Annotated in this window: 19 protein-coding genes; 8 read left to right on the forward strand and 11 right to left on the reverse strand. The window is 59.3% G+C overall.

The window, feature by feature from the left end:
- Position 1: 1 nt before the first annotated feature.
- From mnmE to hemJ, 3 genes are all read right to left on the reverse strand, one after another.
- Positions 2–1,264 (reverse strand): tRNA uridine-5-carboxymethylaminomethyl(34) synthesis GTPase MnmE, encoded by a 1,263-nt coding sequence (gene mnmE / locus BMX27_RS01255; protein ID WP_090158109.1) that lies wholly within the window; start codon positions 1,262–1,264, stop codon positions 2–4.
- A gap of 19 nt (positions 1,265–1,283) precedes the next feature.
- On the reverse strand, positions 1,284–2,558 hold the full coding sequence (gene rho / locus BMX27_RS01260; RefSeq protein ID WP_090158110.1) for a transcription termination factor Rho: 1,275 nt from the start codon (positions 2,556–2,558) through the stop codon (positions 1,284–1,286).
- 120 nt (positions 2,559–2,678) lie between these two features.
- Positions 2,679–3,125, reverse strand: a complete 447-nt coding sequence (hemJ, locus tag BMX27_RS01265) for a protoporphyrinogen oxidase HemJ (RefSeq protein WP_090158111.1) — start codon at positions 3,123–3,125, stop codon at positions 2,679–2,681.
- 398 nt (positions 3,126–3,523) lie between these two features.
- Between hemJ and BMX27_RS01270 the strand changes: the two genes are divergently transcribed.
- The 4 genes from BMX27_RS01270 to dnaQ are packed head-to-tail and all read left to right on the forward strand — an operon-like array spanning position 3,524 to position 6,225.
- Complete coding sequence (locus tag BMX27_RS01270; protein ID WP_090158112.1) at positions 3,524–4,123, forward strand: Maf family protein; 600 nt, start codon at positions 3,524–3,526, stop codon at positions 4,121–4,123.
- Positions 4,120–4,953 (forward strand): shikimate dehydrogenase, encoded by an 834-nt coding sequence (locus tag BMX27_RS01275; RefSeq protein WP_090158113.1) that lies wholly within the window; start codon positions 4,120–4,122, stop codon positions 4,951–4,953. Before BMX27_RS01270 ends, BMX27_RS01275 begins: the two co-directional genes overlap by 4 nt.
- Positions 4,950–5,540 (forward strand): dephospho-CoA kinase, encoded by a 591-nt coding sequence (gene coaE / locus BMX27_RS01280; RefSeq protein WP_090158114.1) that lies wholly within the window; start codon positions 4,950–4,952, stop codon positions 5,538–5,540. The genes BMX27_RS01275 and coaE overlap by 4 nt, the downstream gene beginning before the upstream one ends.
- Positions 5,533–6,225 carry a DNA polymerase III subunit epsilon gene (dnaQ, locus tag BMX27_RS01285; protein ID WP_090158115.1) on the forward strand — a complete coding sequence of 231 codons (693 nt, stop codon included), beginning with the start codon at positions 5,533–5,535 and terminating at the stop codon, positions 6,223–6,225. Before coaE ends, dnaQ begins: the two co-directional genes overlap by 8 nt.
- Positions 6,226–6,229: 4 nt before the next feature.
- On the opposite strand, the gene secB is transcribed toward dnaQ, so the two are convergent.
- Both secB and BMX27_RS01295 read right to left on the reverse strand, forming a co-directional pair.
- On the reverse strand, positions 6,230–6,748 hold the full coding sequence (gene secB, locus BMX27_RS01290; RefSeq protein WP_090158116.1) for a protein-export chaperone SecB: 519 nt from the start codon (positions 6,746–6,748) through the stop codon (positions 6,230–6,232).
- 56 nt (positions 6,749–6,804) lie between these two features.
- Positions 6,805–7,284 carry an FxsA family protein gene (locus BMX27_RS01295; RefSeq protein WP_090158117.1) on the reverse strand — a complete coding sequence of 160 codons (480 nt, stop codon included), beginning with the start codon at positions 7,282–7,284 and terminating at the stop codon, positions 6,805–6,807.
- A gap of 110 nt (positions 7,285–7,394) precedes the next feature.
- On the opposite strand from BMX27_RS01295, the gene BMX27_RS01300 reads away from it, so the two are divergent.
- Genes BMX27_RS01300 through BMX27_RS01310 form a run of 3 tightly spaced genes read left to right on the forward strand, consistent with a single transcriptional unit; the run spans position 7,395 to position 9,657 of the window.
- Positions 7,395–8,048 carry a Tim44/TimA family putative adaptor protein gene (locus BMX27_RS01300; protein ID WP_090158118.1) on the forward strand — a complete coding sequence of 218 codons (654 nt, stop codon included), beginning with the start codon at positions 7,395–7,397 and terminating at the stop codon, positions 8,046–8,048.
- Between the two features lie 53 nt (positions 8,049–8,101).
- A complete protein-coding gene (locus BMX27_RS01305; RefSeq protein WP_090158702.1) occupies positions 8,102–9,076 on the forward strand; it encodes a murein transglycosylase A in 975 nt (324 codons plus the stop codon).
- Positions 9,076–9,657, forward strand: a complete 582-nt coding sequence (locus tag BMX27_RS01310; RefSeq protein WP_090158119.1) for a Smr/MutS family protein — start codon at positions 9,076–9,078, stop codon at positions 9,655–9,657. The genes BMX27_RS01305 and BMX27_RS01310 overlap by 1 nt, the downstream gene beginning before the upstream one ends.
- On the opposite strand, the gene BMX27_RS01315 is transcribed toward BMX27_RS01310, so the two are convergent.
- The 4 genes from BMX27_RS01315 to hslV form a co-directional block, all read right to left on the reverse strand.
- Positions 9,640–10,860 (reverse strand): MFS transporter, encoded by a 1,221-nt coding sequence (locus BMX27_RS01315; protein WP_090158120.1) that lies wholly within the window; start codon positions 10,858–10,860, stop codon positions 9,640–9,642. The genes BMX27_RS01310 and BMX27_RS01315 overlap by 18 nt on opposite strands.
- Before the next feature lie 38 nt (positions 10,861–10,898).
- Complete coding sequence (hslU, locus tag BMX27_RS01320; protein WP_090158121.1) at positions 10,899–12,206, reverse strand: ATP-dependent protease ATPase subunit HslU; 1,308 nt, start codon at positions 12,204–12,206, stop codon at positions 10,899–10,901.
- 73 nt (positions 12,207–12,279) lie between these two features.
- A complete protein-coding gene (locus BMX27_RS01325) occupies positions 12,280–13,077 on the reverse strand; it encodes an alpha/beta fold hydrolase (RefSeq protein WP_090158122.1) in 798 nt (265 codons plus the stop codon).
- Positions 13,078–13,165: 88 nt separating this feature from the next.
- The gene (gene hslV, locus BMX27_RS01330) at positions 13,166–13,723 is read right to left on the reverse strand and encodes an ATP-dependent protease subunit HslV (RefSeq protein ID WP_090158123.1); all 558 of its coding nucleotides are present in this window, start codon (positions 13,721–13,723) and stop codon (positions 13,166–13,168) included.
- A 104-nt stretch (positions 13,724–13,827) separates the two neighbouring features.
- On the opposite strand from hslV, the gene BMX27_RS01335 reads away from it, so the two are divergent.
- The gene (locus BMX27_RS01335) at positions 13,828–14,742 is read left to right on the forward strand and encodes a hypothetical protein (RefSeq protein WP_090158124.1); all 915 of its coding nucleotides are present in this window, start codon (positions 13,828–13,830) and stop codon (positions 14,740–14,742) included.
- A gap of 92 nt (positions 14,743–14,834) precedes the next feature.
- Here the strand turns inward: BMX27_RS01335 and BMX27_RS01340 are convergent, their stop codons facing one another.
- Both BMX27_RS01340 and trxA read right to left on the reverse strand, forming a co-directional pair.
- Complete coding sequence (locus tag BMX27_RS01340; RefSeq protein WP_056029917.1) at positions 14,835–15,221, reverse strand: ankyrin repeat domain-containing protein; 387 nt, start codon at positions 15,219–15,221, stop codon at positions 14,835–14,837.
- Positions 15,222–15,403: 182 nt separating this feature from the next.
- A complete protein-coding gene (gene trxA / locus BMX27_RS01345) occupies positions 15,404–15,724 on the reverse strand; it encodes a thioredoxin (protein ID WP_056029920.1) in 321 nt (106 codons plus the stop codon).
- Positions 15,725–15,741 lie beyond the last annotated feature (17 nt).

The following is a 15,741-nucleotide window of genomic DNA, read 5'->3' on the forward strand; positions in this document are numbered from 1 at the left end:
CCTACTTTCCAATACAAAAACTGGAGAAAATTTCGCCAAGGAGGTCCTCTACATCTACCCTCCCCACAATGCTGTCAAGCGATCTGACCGCGCTGCGCAATTCCTCTGCCAACAGGTCGACAGGCAAGCCCAGTGCCATCTGGTCCTCAGCGTGGTTCAACTGATCAAGCGTTGAAATCATCTGCCTGCGGTGTCGTTCGCGGATCGCCAGACCAGCATTGGCTGATCGACTGCTCAACTCTTGACCGATTTGGCGGATCATTTCCGACACACCGTCCCCAGTCAAACCTGAAACACCCCCTGCAGCGGACGATTTTCCGACCAAAACCAGATCGGTTGGCTGTCGCGGAAACGGTGTTGTTTGTCCATCTTCTGACAGGAAAACCCTAAGATCAGCATTTTCAGCGCGCTGACGCGCCAGATCGACACCCATCTTCTCGACGATGTCGTCAGTATCCCGAATGCCGGCGGTATCGAGGAGCGTGACAGGCAGCCCCGAAATTTCCATCCGGACTTCGATCACGTCGCGAGTGGTGCCAGCAATTTCAGATGTGATTGCGGCGTTCCGCCCTGCCAACCTGTTTAATAACGTCGATTTTCCGATATTCGGTGGTCCGACAATAGCGACCTCAAAGCCTGTGCGCACACGCTCGGCGGCAAAAGATCCGGCAATCTGCTTTTCAAGGCCGGATTTGACCCCCACCAAGAGTTGCCTCACCTCCGGGTAGACGTCGACCGGCACCTCTTCATCAACGAAATCAATCGTTGCCTCGATCAGCGCGGCAGCGCGGATCAGGTTTTGACGCCACCCCTCGGCAAGCTGACCAAGCTCGCCGCTAAAGACCCGCACAGCCTGTTTGCGTTGGGCCTCGGTCTCGGCATCAATGAGATCGGCCAACCCTTCGACCTGGGCGAGGTCAAGACAACCGTTTTCCAGCGCGCGCCGGGTAAAATCACCGGGACCGGCTGGCACTGCGCCCAACGACGCTAACCGGGAATTTACCGCAGCGATGATCGCAGTGCTGCCGTGGCAATGAAGTTCGATGACATCTTCACCCGTAAAGCTGTGACCGCGCGCAAACCGAAGCACCAAGGCTTCGTCCAGCAGGACGCCGTCGGCATCAACCAGACGACGCAATCCACGTTTTTCTGGGACGTTTGCCATCAGGCCAGATGCGACAGCGACCGCATCTGGTCCCGAAATACGGATCACGGATACGCCTGCCCTCCCCGGTGCGGACGCCAAGGCGAAGATCGTATCCATATATAACCCCTTGATAAGGCTACGTATTCATAGAATCAAAGAAGTCCGAGTTCGTCTTTGTCTGCTTCAACTTGCCAATCAGGAACTCAATGGCATCCGTGGTGCCCATCGGATTCAGGATGCGGCGCAAGACATAGGTTTTCGCCAGATCTGACTTTTCGACCAACAGCTCTTCCTTGCGAGTGCCGGATTTGAGGATATCCATCGCAGGGAATACGCGCTTGTCTGCAACCTTGCGGTCCAGCACGATTTCCGAGTTACCCGTGCCCTTGAATTCCTCAAAGATCACTTCGTCCATCCGGCTACCGGTATCGATCAGCGCGGTTGCGATGATGGTCAGCGACCCACCCTCTTCGATGTTGCGGGCAGCACCAAAGAAACGTTTGGGGCGTTGCAATGCGTTGGCGTCCACACCACCCGTCAGCACCTTGCCGGACGATGGCACGGTCGTGTTGAATGCACGGCCCAGGCGCGTGATCGAATCCAGCAGAATGACCACGTCGCGCTTGTGCTCGACCAGGCGCTTGGCCTTTTCGATCACCATTTCAGACACGGCAACGTGGCGCGTCGCAGGTTCGTCGAATGTCGAAGATACGACCTCGCCTTTGACGGACCGTTGCATGTCGGTAACTTCCTCGGGGCGTTCGTCGATCAGCAGAACGATCAGATAGCACTCTGGATGATTGCGTTCGATCGAATGGGCGATGTTCTGCAACAGCACCGTCTTACCCGTGCGCGGCGGTGCCACGATAAGCGATCGTTGCCCTTTGCCGATGGGTGACACCAGGTCGATGATCCGCGCCGACCGATCCTTCTTGTCGTGCTCGCTGTCGACTTCCATCTTCAGGCGCTCGTCGGGATACAGCGGCGTCAGGTTGTCGAATGCAACCTTGTGCTTGGTCTTTTCGGGATCTTCAAAGTTGATCTTTTCGACCGTCTTCAGCGCGAAGTAGCGCTCGTTGTCATTGGGCTCTTTCATCGTGCCCTCGACGGTGTCGCCGGTGCGCAGCGAATACTGACGGATCATCTCGGGCGAGACATAGATATCATCGGGACCCGGCAGATAGTTTGCCTCGGGCGACCGCAGGAACCCGAAACCGTCCTGCAAAACCTCCAGCACGCCGTCGCCGCCGATCAGCCACTCCTCGTCAGCCCGTTCGCGCAGAATGGCGAACATCATGTCGCCCTTGCGCATGGTGGATGCGTTCTCGATCTCAAGCTCTTCTGCCATGGACAACAGGTCCTTGGGGCTTTGTGCCTTGAGATCGGCGAGGTTCAGACGGTGTTCGGACATGTGCAAGGTTCCAGACGCCAGCGCACTGGCGTTTCAAAAAGATCAGACTGGGAAAGCGGGATGCCCGGACGGGCGCGCTGCGCGGCAGTTAAGCGCAGCACCCCGAAAAGTCAACGCAGATCAGAACGGGCGAACGATCACTGCGACCACCGCTACGATCATCAGGATTGTCGGCGCCTCGTTCGCGATCCGGTAGGTCTTGCCGGACCGGGTATTGGTACCGGCTGCAAATTCCTTGCGACGGGCGGCCATCCACATATGTGCGACTGTCATGGCGATCACGGCCAACAGTTTTGCCCAACCCCAGACGGCACCGAAATCCAAGCCACCCATGCCGATCATCAGGATCCCGCAAATCCATGCCGTGATCATGGCTGGATTCATGATCACGCGCAGCAGCTTTTCTTCCATGACCTTGAACGTCTGGTCCAGTTCGGACCCCACCGTTGCGCGTTCAGCGTGATAGACAAACAATCTTGGCAGATAGAATAGACCTGCCATCCAGGCAATCACGGCCATGACGTGCAGGGCTTTGATCCAGTCGTAGTAAGGCAAGAGCCAGTTCATTGGTTATCCTCGTCCAGTCTGCCCTACTCTTTCAATAATAAAGAAAGAAAAGAAAGATGATGTTTATGTAGGTTGCCAAGAATCTGGGGATCGATTTTTCATCAACATATTTATCCATAGACCAGGGACCGTTTTATCACAGGTCAAACTCAACGTAAGATCAGAAACCCATTTTAAAACAATAACATAAATTACGATCTTCGTTCAGTTTACACTTTCTCAAGACTTGACTCTCGCTTTTTAGGGACATTGTGCACAGCCCAAAGTTATCCCGTCCACATGAGGATGACCGCAATGAATCCCCCCAGTTGTCCCGGGTTCACCGCGCTGCGTCGGCCACTCCTCGGCTGTTTGCCTCAGCTTGACGTTTCACCCAAAAATGTCCTTCAGTTATCCCCATGCCCGATGATTTGATCCTTGCCAGCGGTTCCACGATCCGCGCGACGCTCCTGCGGAATGCGGGTGTTTCCTTTGCAGTTGAAAAACCCCGTGTGGACGAGGATGCGATGCGTCTGTCGCTTCAGCACACGGGCGCGCCGCCGCGTGACATCGCCGATGCCCTGGCCGAGATGAAGGCCGCCAAGGTGTCGTCCCGATATCCTGACGCCCTGGTAGTCGGTTGCGATCAGGTTCTCGCCTTTGGACAGGACGTGCTGGCAAAGCCCGAAACACCCGAACAGGCGCTTGAACAGTTGAAATCAATGCGCGGGCAGCGGCATCAATTACTGTCAGCTGCCGTGATTTATCACGACAACGCGCCGCAATGGCGCCATGTCGGCGTGGTTCGCCTGCACATGCGCGATGCCAGCGACGCCTATCTGGCCGATTATGTGCAACGCAATTGGGATGACATTCGCCATTGCGTGGGTGCCTACCAGCTCGAGGCAGAGGGGGTGCGGCTCTTTCATCGCATCGAGGGGAATTATTTCGATGTGCTCGGTCTGCCGCTGCTCGACCTCTTGTCTTATCTGACGCTGCGCGGGACACTGCCCGGATGACACATCCTGCCATTCCTCTTGCCGGTGTGATCGGTTTTCCAATCGGTCATTCCGCGTCGCCGCGCCTGCATAAATACTGGCTGAACCGCTACGGGATCGCCGGTGACTACGTCCCGCTGCAGGTGTCGGAAGGATCCTTGGAAACCGTGATCCGCGCGTTGCCGCAAATGGGTTTCGTCGGGGCCAATGTCACCATCCCGCACAAGACGTCGGTCATGCAGATCGCGGATCACCTGAGCGACCGCGCGATCCTTGTCGGGGCCGCGAATACGCTGATCTTTCGTGCTGATGGCAAGATTCATGCCGACAACACTGACGGTTACGGTTTCATAGCCAACTTGAAACAGGGTGCACCGAACTGGTCGGCTGCATCCGGGCCCGCGCTGGTTCTGGGCGCAGGCGGTGCGGCGCGGGCGATTATCGTGGCGCTGGCCGATGCTGGTGTGCCGCAGATCCTGCTCGCCAACCGGACAAGGCCCAAGGCCGAGGCGCTGCGTGCCGAATTCGGCACCCGGATCAAGGTGGTCGATTGGGTGCAGGCCCAGGATGCCGTGGCCGAGGCGCATCTGATCGTCAACACCACCTCCTTGGGTATGACAGGCCAGCCTGACCTGAAGCTCTCTCTGGATGGTCTGTCCGCCGATACGGTCGTGACAGACATCGTTTACAAACCGCTGCGCACGCCCCTGCTGGAACAGGCAGCCGCGCGCGGCTGCGTCACGGTCGACGGGTTGGGCATGCTGTTGCATCAGGGCGTGCCCGGTTTCGAACGATGGTTCGGCACACGGCCAGAGGTTGACGACGCCTTGCGCGCGGCCGTTCTGGGATGACCTATCTGCTTGGCCTGACCGGGTCGATCGGCATGGGCAAGAGCACGACCGCACAGATGTTTCGCGACGCCGGTGTGCCGGTCTGGGATGCAGATGCCAGCGTGCACGCGCTATATGCTGCGGGCGGTGGTGCTGTCGCACCGATCGGCGCGGTTTTCCCCGACGCGATTGTGGATGGTGCAGTGTCCCGCCCTGCCCTGCGGACCATCATGCAGTCCGACGCAACCGCGCTGGACCGGGTGGAACGGATCGTTCATCCCCTCGTCGCGGCTGATCGGGCCGCGTTCATCGCCGCGAAAACGGACCCGTTGCTGGTGTTCGACATACCCCTACTGTTCGAAGGTGGCGCCGAAGCCTGGCTGGACGGCACATTGGTCGTCACAGTCCCGCCTGACATCCAGGCAGAACGTGTACTGGCGCGGCCCGGCGTGACGCAGGCGCAGTTTGACATGATCCTGTCGCGTCAGATGCCTGACGCAGAAAAACGTTCACGCGCTGATTTCGTGATCGAGACGCGCACACTGGACGACACACGCCAGGCTGTGCAAAACCTGATCCTGGATCTGACCGGGGCTGACCATGCGTGAAATCGTTCTAGACACTGAAACCACTGGATTCGAGCCTGCAGAGGGCGACCGGATCGTGGAAATCGGCGCAGTCGAGCTGATCAATCACATGCCGACCGGCCGGACCTATCACCAGTATATCAACCCGCAGCGCACGATGCCGCAGGCCGCGTTCGAGGTGCACGGTCTGGGCGACGATTTTCTGCGCGACAAGCCGGTTTTCAAGGATATCGCACAGGATTTCATCGATTTTGTGGGTGACTCGAAAATGGTGATCCACAACGCCAAGTTTGACATGAAATTCCTCAATGCCGAACTGGGCTGGTTGAACCGCCCGTTGCTGCCGATGGATCAGGCACTTGATACGCTCGACATCGCGCGTCGCCGGTTCCCCGGATCGCCTGCGTCACTGGATGCGCTGTGCCGCAGGTTCGGGATCGACAATTCGTCACGCACCTTGCACGGGGCGTTGCTGGATTCTGAAATCCTGGCAGAGGTCTATCTGGAGCTGATCGGTGGCCGGCAACCTGATCTGGTGCTGCAAGGCAGAAGCAGCCAGAAAACCCAGACTTCTGAGCCAGGCGAATGGCGGGCCTACCCACGCGAAACACCCTTGCCGTCGCGGATCACGGATGCGGAAACCGCCGCCCATACTGCATTTGTTGACAGTCTGGGCGACGGCGCGCTTTGGAAAAAGCTGGCCTGACGGTTTAGTTGATCGGCGCTTTTTCGGCCTGGGATTTCTGGGCTTCCATGCGGGCGGCCAATTGGGCGCGATAAAGCGCCACGAAATCGATCTGTTCGAGGTTCAGCGCCTGAAAACCACCTTCGCGCGTGGCATTGGCGACGATGTGGCGGATATAGGGGAACGTCAGGCGCGGGCATTCGATCAGCAGAAACGGATGCATCTGGTCCTCTGGCACGCCGGAAATCTGGAACACGCCGGCATATTCCAACTCGAGGATGAACAGCGGCTCACCGGCATCCTTGGTCTTGGACGTGATGTTCAGCTTGGTGATGACTTCGAACTGGTTGTCATTCCCGCGCTTGCGGGCGTCGACGTTGACCTGAACCTGAATTTCCGGCGTCGCGTCGCCCTTGATTCCCTTTTGCGCAAGGATGTTTTCGAACGACAGGTCGCGCACGTATTGCGTGACGATGCGGTTGCTGACCTGCGGCGGTTGTTGGGGGGCGTCGGCGGCGGGTGTCGTTTCAGGCGTATCGGCCATGGAGTGTCTCCGTCAAATTAGGTTGGCGTGAGGCATAGCAGGGCGATGCCGCAGGCTCAATGCTGCGTCCAGCCGGAAGGACGGTGCGTTGGTTTCTTGTCCTCGTCGAGGGTGCTGTACTCGCCGTCGATCACCGTGTCGTCGGGGCGGGGCGATTGATGGGGCGGTGTGCCCATCTGGAACCGCTGCACGTTCACACGCGCCTTGATCGCCAGAAAAACGCGGTGCCGGACGGACGGGATCAGCAAGGAAAAGCCGACGGCGTCGGTGAAAAACCCCGGTGTCAGCAGCAATGCCCCCGCAAACAGGATCATCGCACCATTCGCCAGGGGTTCCGACGGGTCTGACAGTTGCGAAAACGACGATTGCAACCGGTTCAATTCACGCGCACCCTGCGATCTGACCAGCCAGCTGCCCAAGATTGCTGTCAACAGGACGATCAACAGTGTGGGCCACAGTCCGATGGCACCACCAACCTGGATGAATAGGGCGATTTCGATCAGCGGGACGGCAATGAACGCCAGCAAAAGGTACATTTTCGGTCCTTTGGTCACAGGGGGCGGCCATAGGTGGACTTGGCCGCAACTGACACCTACATAAGTTCAGACCCAAAAGTTACCAGCCATCCGGCGGCAAGAGGACCAATATGAACGGACCCATTATCCAGCTACTCGTCCTTGCAGGCATCGCGATTTTCCTCGTGTTGCGTCTGCGCGGTGTGCTTGGCACCCGCGAAGGGTTTGAAAAACCGCCCGTCCCACTGGACAAGCCCGCACCGGCCAAACGTGACTTTGAGGTGATCGAGGGCGGCCCTGACCGCGATATCATCGACCACGCCGATGAAGGCACGTCCACGGCCCTGGCCCTGGCCGAGATGAAACGCATCGACCCGTCGTTCAACGTAGGCGAGTTTCTGAGCGGTGCGCGTCAGGCCTATGAAATGATCCTGATGGCATTCGAACGCGGCGATCTGGATGAGGTGAAACCCTTCATTTCCGAAGACATCGAAGCAGCCTTTACCTCGGTGATCCATGATCGCGCCGACAAGGGGCTGACCGTCGATGCCACATTCGTGGGCATCAGCGAGTTGAAGCTGCGCGACGCGACGTTCGATCAGTCCACCAAGGAAGCCGAGCTGACGATCCGCTTTGGCGGTGAACTGGCCTATGTCGTGCGCGATCATGGCGGCGACATCGTCGATGGTGATCCCAACGCGATCAAAAAGCAAAAGGACGTCTGGACCTTTGCGCGCGTGATGGACAGTGGCGATCCCAACTGGCGCCTTGTCGCAACGGAATGATGGCGAAACCGGCGTGGGCGCTGTCGGCGTTCCTGGCCTGGACGGGGACGGTTATGGCAGAACCGACTTACACGATCCTCGACTTCGGTGACCTGAACGGCTGGGACGACGATGACCACGCCGCCGCATTGGACGTTTTCACGAACACCTGCGGCGATATCGACCGGACCGACTGGCAGCGGCTGTGTGCCTTTGCAAAGGACGGTCCGGCCGCGCGCGATTTCTTTGAGACGTTTTTCAAGCCCGTTCTGATAGAGGACGGTACACCGATGCTGTTTACCGGATACTTCGAGCCGGAAATACGCGGTGCGCTGCAACCGTCCGATACCTATCGCTATCCGATTTACGCGCTGCCCGGTGATGGATTGGAAGGCATCTATTCACGCCGCGAGATCGAAGAGGACCTGCCCTTCGCGGGTCAGGGGTTGGAAATCGCGTGGCTAGCCGATCCGGTCGATCTGTTTTTCCTACAGGTGCAGGGGTCAGGCCGCATCCGTCTGCCTGATGGTGGCGTCATCCGCGTGGGATACGCTGGCAAGAACGGGCGCGATTATACCTCGGTCGGGATGGCCTTGGTTGAACGTGGGGAATTCACGCTGGATCAGGTATCTGCCCCGACGATCCGCCAGTGGGTGCGCGATAACCCTGTCGAGGGCCGCAACCTGCTGTGGTTGAACGATTCATACGTTTTCTTCCGCGAGGTGAACGAGGTGCCTGCTGATCTTGGCCCGCTTGGTGCCATGAACCGGTCGATCACCACGGGACGCAGCATCGCGGTCGATCCCAGCATCACGATACTGGGCGCGCCTGTCTGGATCGAAAAGCAGGGCCGTGATCCGATCAATCGGCTGATGATCGCGCAGGACACTGGGTCAGCGATCAAAGGTGCGCAGCGTGCCGACATATTCTACGGCACCGGCGATGCAGCGGGTGCTGCGGCTGGTGCCATCAAGGACGGTGGTCGCATGGTCGTCCTGATGCCCATCGACTACGCCCTGTCCAAGACCGAGCCACGGGTCAGTTTCTGATGCGCCGCCCGCGCCACCTGTCACCCGAAGAGCGCGCGATCTGGGATCATGTCGCAAGGCAGGCGCAACCGCTGAATCCGAAAAAACCCAAACCCGCCCCAGAGGCAAAGGCCCCACCCAAACGCCCGTCCAGCGTCGTGCCACAACGCGATCTGCCTGATTTCACCGTCGGCATGAAAGCCGATATCGCACGGTCGCACGACATTCTGCCGCCACTGCGCGAACGCCTGCAACGCGCGCCCATCCAGATGGACGCCAAGAATTTCATGCGGATGAAGTCGGGCAAGCTAAAGCCCGAAGGCCGTCTGGACCTGCACGGTATGTATCGGGACGAGGCCTATCCCGAACTGATCGCATTCATCCTCAATGCGCAGGCTGCGGGCAAGCGGCTGGTGCTGGTGATTACGGGCAAGGGGAAATCCAGCGACGACTGGGCCGGCGGGCGCGGTGTGCTGCGCCGTCAGGTGCCGCAGTGGCTGCAACTACCGCCCATTGGTCCTGCGGTGCTGGAGGTGCGTCCCGCGCATCTGAAACACGGTGGGGACGGGGCGTATTACGTGTATCTACGCCGTCGCAAGTGATGCGCGGGCGCGGGTGACGCCCAGTGTGGCCATGGCCGCCGCGATCAGAAAAAACACCAGATAGCCGATCATTTGTGCGGGGAAATCGACGCCCCAGTCGATCAGATACCCCGAGACGCCCGGCCCGATGGCGGATCCGAAAACCATGATGGCGGCGGCTGCCGCCTTGATCGCGCCGATGTGGCGCGTGCCGTAGAATTCCGCCCAGAACGCGCCGGGCAGGGTGGACTGCAGGCCTTGGCCAATCCCCAGCACAGCCATGCCCAACGCGGCAATCGGGATCGACGGTGCAAGCGCGATGATACCAAAGGCCAGCGCAAAGGGCAGCATGTAGAACGGCACGATCCGGCCTGATCCAAACCGGTCGATGGCCCAGCCGGTTGCGAAATTCGATGCGATGCTGATGATCGTGAACAGGGGAAAAAGGGCGACGAAACCTGCCAGTGTCCAGCCTTTGACCTCGGTCAGGTGGACCTGCTGGAACCACAGCGCAGTGCCCCAGGCGGGTGGTCCCAGCAGGGCAGGGACCATCAACCAGAACAACGGATGCCGCAACACATCGGCGCGCGTCCAGTGCCGTCCGTGCATGCCGGCGGCCTGTTCATCCTTTGCCAGTGATTGTGGCGTGCGTTCCTGACGCAGCAACAGGCCCATCAGCGGGATTGTGACGACGACGATCATGCCTGCCACCACCCACAGTGTCCGCCAGTCTGTCGTGATCAACAGGGCCACGAAAACAATCGGCAGCACGGCCTGACCGACGGAATAGCCCATGGATGCCACGGCCAGCGCCTTGCCACGCCCGGCCACGAACCAGCGTGCCATGGATACGGTGGCCAGATGGCTGGACATGCCTTGCCCGAACAACCGCAGGAAAAAGATCGCCAGCACCAGCAGCGCAGCATTTGGCACGGCGGCCATGAAAAAACAGGCGGCTGCCAGCCCTGCAAAGACCAGCGTGCCGATGACACGCACCCTGAACCGGTCGACCAGCGTGCCGGCCCAGATCATCGTGATCGCAGACGCGGTGGTGCCCAGCGTGTATAGCCCGCCCCACTGCCCGTCCGTCAGGCCGAAATCGTCCATGATCCCGCCTGCAAACAGCGAGATAAAGAACGTCTGCCCATAGGACGACGTCAGCGTCAGGATGAAACCCGCCAGCAGGAACAGCCAGTTGGTGCGAACAAAGGATACAAAATTCATGTGCCCTTCGTCGCGCCGCTAGATGAGAAAGAAAAGCCCTAAAGCACGTAGCGCGACAGGTCGGTGCTGCGTGCCATTTCGCCAAGGTGCTTTTCGACAAAGGCTTCGTCGATCGCGATTTCCTCGCCGCCGCGGTCGGGTGCCGTAAAGGACAGATCCTCGAACACCCGTTCGATCACGGTATAGAGCCTGCGCGCACCGATGTTTTCAACGCTTTCGTTCACCTCTGCCGCGATCTTGGCCAATGCCGCGATGCCGTCGGTGGTGAATGTGACGGTCACATCCTCTGTCTTCATCAGGGCGGAATATTGCAGCGTCAGCGCATTGTCGGTTTCGGTCAGGATGCGGACGAAATCATCCTCTGTCAGGGCGCGCAGTTCGACGCGGATCGGCAGGCGGCCCTGCAATTCGGGCAGCAGATCGGACGGTTTGGCGACGTGGAATGCGCCTGAGGCAATGAACAGTATGTGGTCGGTCTTGATCGGGCCGTGCTTGGTGCTGACGGTCGTGCCTTCGATCAGGGGCAGCAGGTCGCGCTGCACGCCCTCGCGGGACACATCGGCACCTCGTGCATCAGACTTGGCGCAGACCTTGTCGATTTCGTCCAGAAACACGATCCCGGATTGTTCGACCGCCTCCATCGCGGCCTTGGTGACGATTTCATCGTCCAGCAGTTTGTCCGCCTCTTCGGCGATCAGCGCGTCATAACTGTCAGCAACGCTGAGGCGTTTTTTCACCGTGCGACCGCCGCCCATTTTGCCGAACAACTCGCCCAGGTTCATCATGCCGCCCATGCCGCCGGGCTGGCCGGGGATGTCCATACCGCCCAGCGGGTTCGACGTATCCTTCAGCTCCAGCTCGATCATGGTGTCGTCCAGCAGGCCGTCCTTGAGTTTCTTGCGAAACATCTCGCGCGTGCCTTCGCGCGCACCTTCGCCTGCGACGGCGTCGATCACGCGTTCCTCGGCGGCCTTGTGGGCGGATGCCTTGACGTCCTCGCGCATGTGTTCGCGGGTGTCGATGATGGCAGTATCGACCAGATCGCGGATGATCTGTTCGACATCGCGCCCGACATATCCGACCTCGGTGAATTTGGTGGCCTCGACCTTGATAAAGGGCGCGCGTGCCAGTTTCGCCAGACGGCGGCTGATTTCGGTTTTCCCGACGCCGGTCGGCCCGATCATCAGAATATTCTTGGGGTAGACCTCGTCGCGCAGATCGTCGCCCAGCTGCTTGCGCCGCCAGCGGTTGCGCAGGGCCACGGCCACGGCGCGTTTGGCGTCATTCTGGCCGATGATATAACGGTCCAGTTCGGATACGATTTCGCGCGGTGTGAGGTCGGTCATAGTGGTCACTTTCCTTCTTGTGCCACTCAACTGGCAACCCGGACCCCTTTTGGCAAGGGGTCCGGATCGGGCGTCACTTTGCCAAGAAGTCGAGAACGGCCTGGTTCCATTCTGTGGCGTGGCTGACATTGCAGCCATGCGGTGCACCCTTGATCTCGTGCAGTTCACTCTGCGCAACCGCCTTGTGCGTGCGGTGGCCTGCTCCCTCGATCGGCACGATACCATCGTCGGTGCCGTGCAGGACAAGCGTGGGGACCGTGATCTTTTTCAAGTCATCGCGGAAATCCGTGGTCGCCCATGCCTTCATGCAACCGAGTGCCGCATCCTGAGAGGATTGTTTGCACAGAGTCAGCGCCTTTTGGCGTTCTTCTTCGGACACCTTCAACGCACCGTTGGCGGTAAAGAAATCACTGGTGAAGCCGTCAAAGAACGCGTCGCGATCCCCGGTCAGGTTTTTCTCGAATTCATCTGCTGCGTTCTGCGTCAGCGGACCGTCGGGGTTGTCGTCGGTCTGCAGCAAGTAGGGCGGTACGGCAGAGGCAAACACCACGCTGCGCAACCGGCTTTCGCCATGGTTCGGAATAAACCGCGCGACTTCGCCACCGCCCATCGAAAAACCGATCAGCGTGGCGTCCTGTAGGTCCAGATCTTCCATGATGCCGTTCAGATCGGCGGCCAAGGTGTCGTAGTCGAACCCTGTGCCCGGCTTCTCGGACTGACCGAACCCACGACGGTCATAAGTGACGACGCGGTAGCCTGCGTCCTTGAGTGCGCCGACCTGATGTTCCCAGGCTTTGCCCGACAGCGGCCAGCCATGGATCAGAACGACGGGGCGGCCCGTGCCGCCGGTATCACTGACATTCAGTTTCATGGATTGTCCTTTCTTAATCCGTTTCAGCAGGACAATCCCCGAGCATTCCATCCAGTTCCGAAAAACCGGATCACGGATACCTCATGCGCTAGCCGCCGACGGTTTCCACGGTCAGGTTGCCGTTGGTGTAGACGCAGATGTCGGACGCAATCGCCATCGATTTGCGGGCAATCGCCTCGGCGTCCAGATCGCTGTCCATCAAGGCGCGTCCTGCGGCCAGCGCATAGTTGCCGCCCGATCCGATGGCGGTGACATCGTGTTCGGGTTCCAGCACGTCGCCCGCACCCGTGATGACAAACAGATCTGTACCGTCGCTGACGATCAGCATGGCTTCCAGCTTTTGCAGGTATTTGTCGGTGCGCCAGTCCTTGGCCAGTTCGACGCTTGCGCGTTGCAGCTGACCCGGTGTCGCCTCGAGCTTTTTCTCCAGCCGTTCGAGCAGGGCAAAGGCATCGGCGGTCGATCCGGCAAAGCCTGCGACGACATCCGCACCCTTGACCTGCAGGCGGCGGACCTTGCGGGCGGTGCCCTTGATCACGGTCTGGCCCAGGCTGACCTGCCCGTCGCCCGCGATCACAACCTTGCCACCTTTGCGCACGCCTATGATCGTGGTGCCGTGCCAGCCGGGGAATTGATCGCTGTCCATGTCGCTATCCTGTCGCCATTGCGTTGTGGCTTATATGGTCGGGCGGTCCGGGTGCGGCAACCCCGAGGCTTGCTTGCGCCGGGTGGCTGGGTCAGAATACTGTTATGGATCAACCGGGTGACGTCGTATTCTATCTGGATCCCGGGCTGCTGAACAGCGCGCGGGCGGGCAAGCATAATTTCATCGGTCTGGTCGCCAAATGCCTGACCGACGCCGGTTTGCGCGTGTTTTTCGAACCCAATACGCTGACGGCGCGCAATGCCTCGGCCCGGCGGCCCGGCTATTCGCTGTTTCACATGGATGAACCGACGCATCCGCGCGCGCTGACCCTGCGGCGCAATTATTTCTACCCGTTCTGGCAAATCGAAACATCGGCCCGGCGCTGGGAGTGGGACGTGGCGCTGGCCAGGTTCGACAAGGCCGAGATCGACCGCAAGGAGGCGACACGCTTTTTCAATTTCTGGCGCAAGCGGCTGTATCCCGGTCTGGCCGAGGACAGCACGCGGCACGGACCGCTGTATATGCCGCTGCAGGGGATGGTGCGCGAACACAGGTCGTTCCAGTCATGCAGTCCGATCGAGATGATCAAACGCACCGCCGAACGGTTTCTCGACCGCGATGTGATCCTGACGCTGCACCCGAACGAGAGCTATACCAAGGACGATCACGCAGCGCTGCATCTGGTCGAGGAGAAATACGACAACGTCAGCATCAGCGCCCGCCCGATGACCGCGATCCTGCCGGGCTGTTCTGCCGTCGTGACGCAGAATTCATCTGTCGCACTGTCGGGTTTCCTGTTCCGCAAACCCGCCGTGATCTTTGCCCAGATCGATTTTCACCACATCACCGGGAACGTACCAAAGGACGGTGAGGACAAGGCGTTCAAGGCGATCACGCAATTCCCAGATTTCGAAGGCTACGTTTGGTGGTTCCTGCAACAGATGTCGATCAACGCAGGCAGACCCGAGGCCCCGGACAAGATCGCCGCCACCCTGCGCCGCCACGGCTGGCCGGTGTGAGGGGGTTAGTCGTTTCGTTGAGCCGGCAGGTTTCATTAGGGAAGGTCCGGTATGCGGACGACGCTGCTGGTAGTAACACTAAGTTCATGAACCTACAGGTTGCTGAAACACCGCTGCATGTCGCCTCCCAGTTCGAAGGCCATTTCTTTGGGGGACTTTCCAAACTCAGATTTAGCCGCCGGATTTGCACCCGATTTCAATAGCGCTTCGACAACCACAGTGTTTCCTCGGCTTACGGCGACATGAAGCGGCGTTTCTGACATGTCTCCAACAGCGTTCACGTCGGCACCTGCCTCAATAAGCAACAGCGCTCCATACGTATTTTTTTGCCAAAGCATCACATGCAATGGGGTATCACCATCGGAGTCTCTGCTATCGATGTGAACTGGAGCTTCACCCATTTCAGCGGGGAAAAGGGTTTCGGAACATGACATAAGGAGTTGATCCAAAGTCTCTCTGGATTTGAGTTTCTTGGACATTCCAACTCTCACCAAATTCTTTTGCAGTGCTCCGATAACACAGTTGAACTCTGCGTCGTTAACGAAAAATCTCAAGCCAATTTGGGCTCAAAGCAGACCTGCCGCACCCGCAAAAACAACCTGAACCACGAAAAAGGCCGCCCCGATGGGACGGCCCTCGATCATCACGCCAGTGGCGGAATTCAGATGGAGTCTTCGATCCAGCTTTGGATGGCGGCCTTGGGGGCGGCGCCGGCCTTGTTGGATACGACTTCGCCGTTCTTGAACACGAACAGCGCCGGGATGCCGCGCACGCCCATGGCGGCGGGGGAATTGGGGTTTTCGTCCACGTTGACCTTTACGATCTTGACGCGGCCTTCCATCTCGGCGGACAGCTCTTCCAGGGCTGGGCCGATCTGTTTGCAGGGGCCGCACCATTCGGCCCAGAAATCCACGACGACGGGGATATCGGACTGTTTGACTTCGGCATCGAACGTGGCGTCGGTGACGGCAAGGGTTGCCATGTTGGTCTCTCCTGGGA

It is taken from the genome of Loktanella sp. DSM 29012 (assembly GCF_900110705.1).
GTDB classification, from domain to species: domain Bacteria; phylum Pseudomonadota; class Alphaproteobacteria; order Rhodobacterales; family Rhodobacteraceae; genus Loktanella; species Loktanella gaetbuli.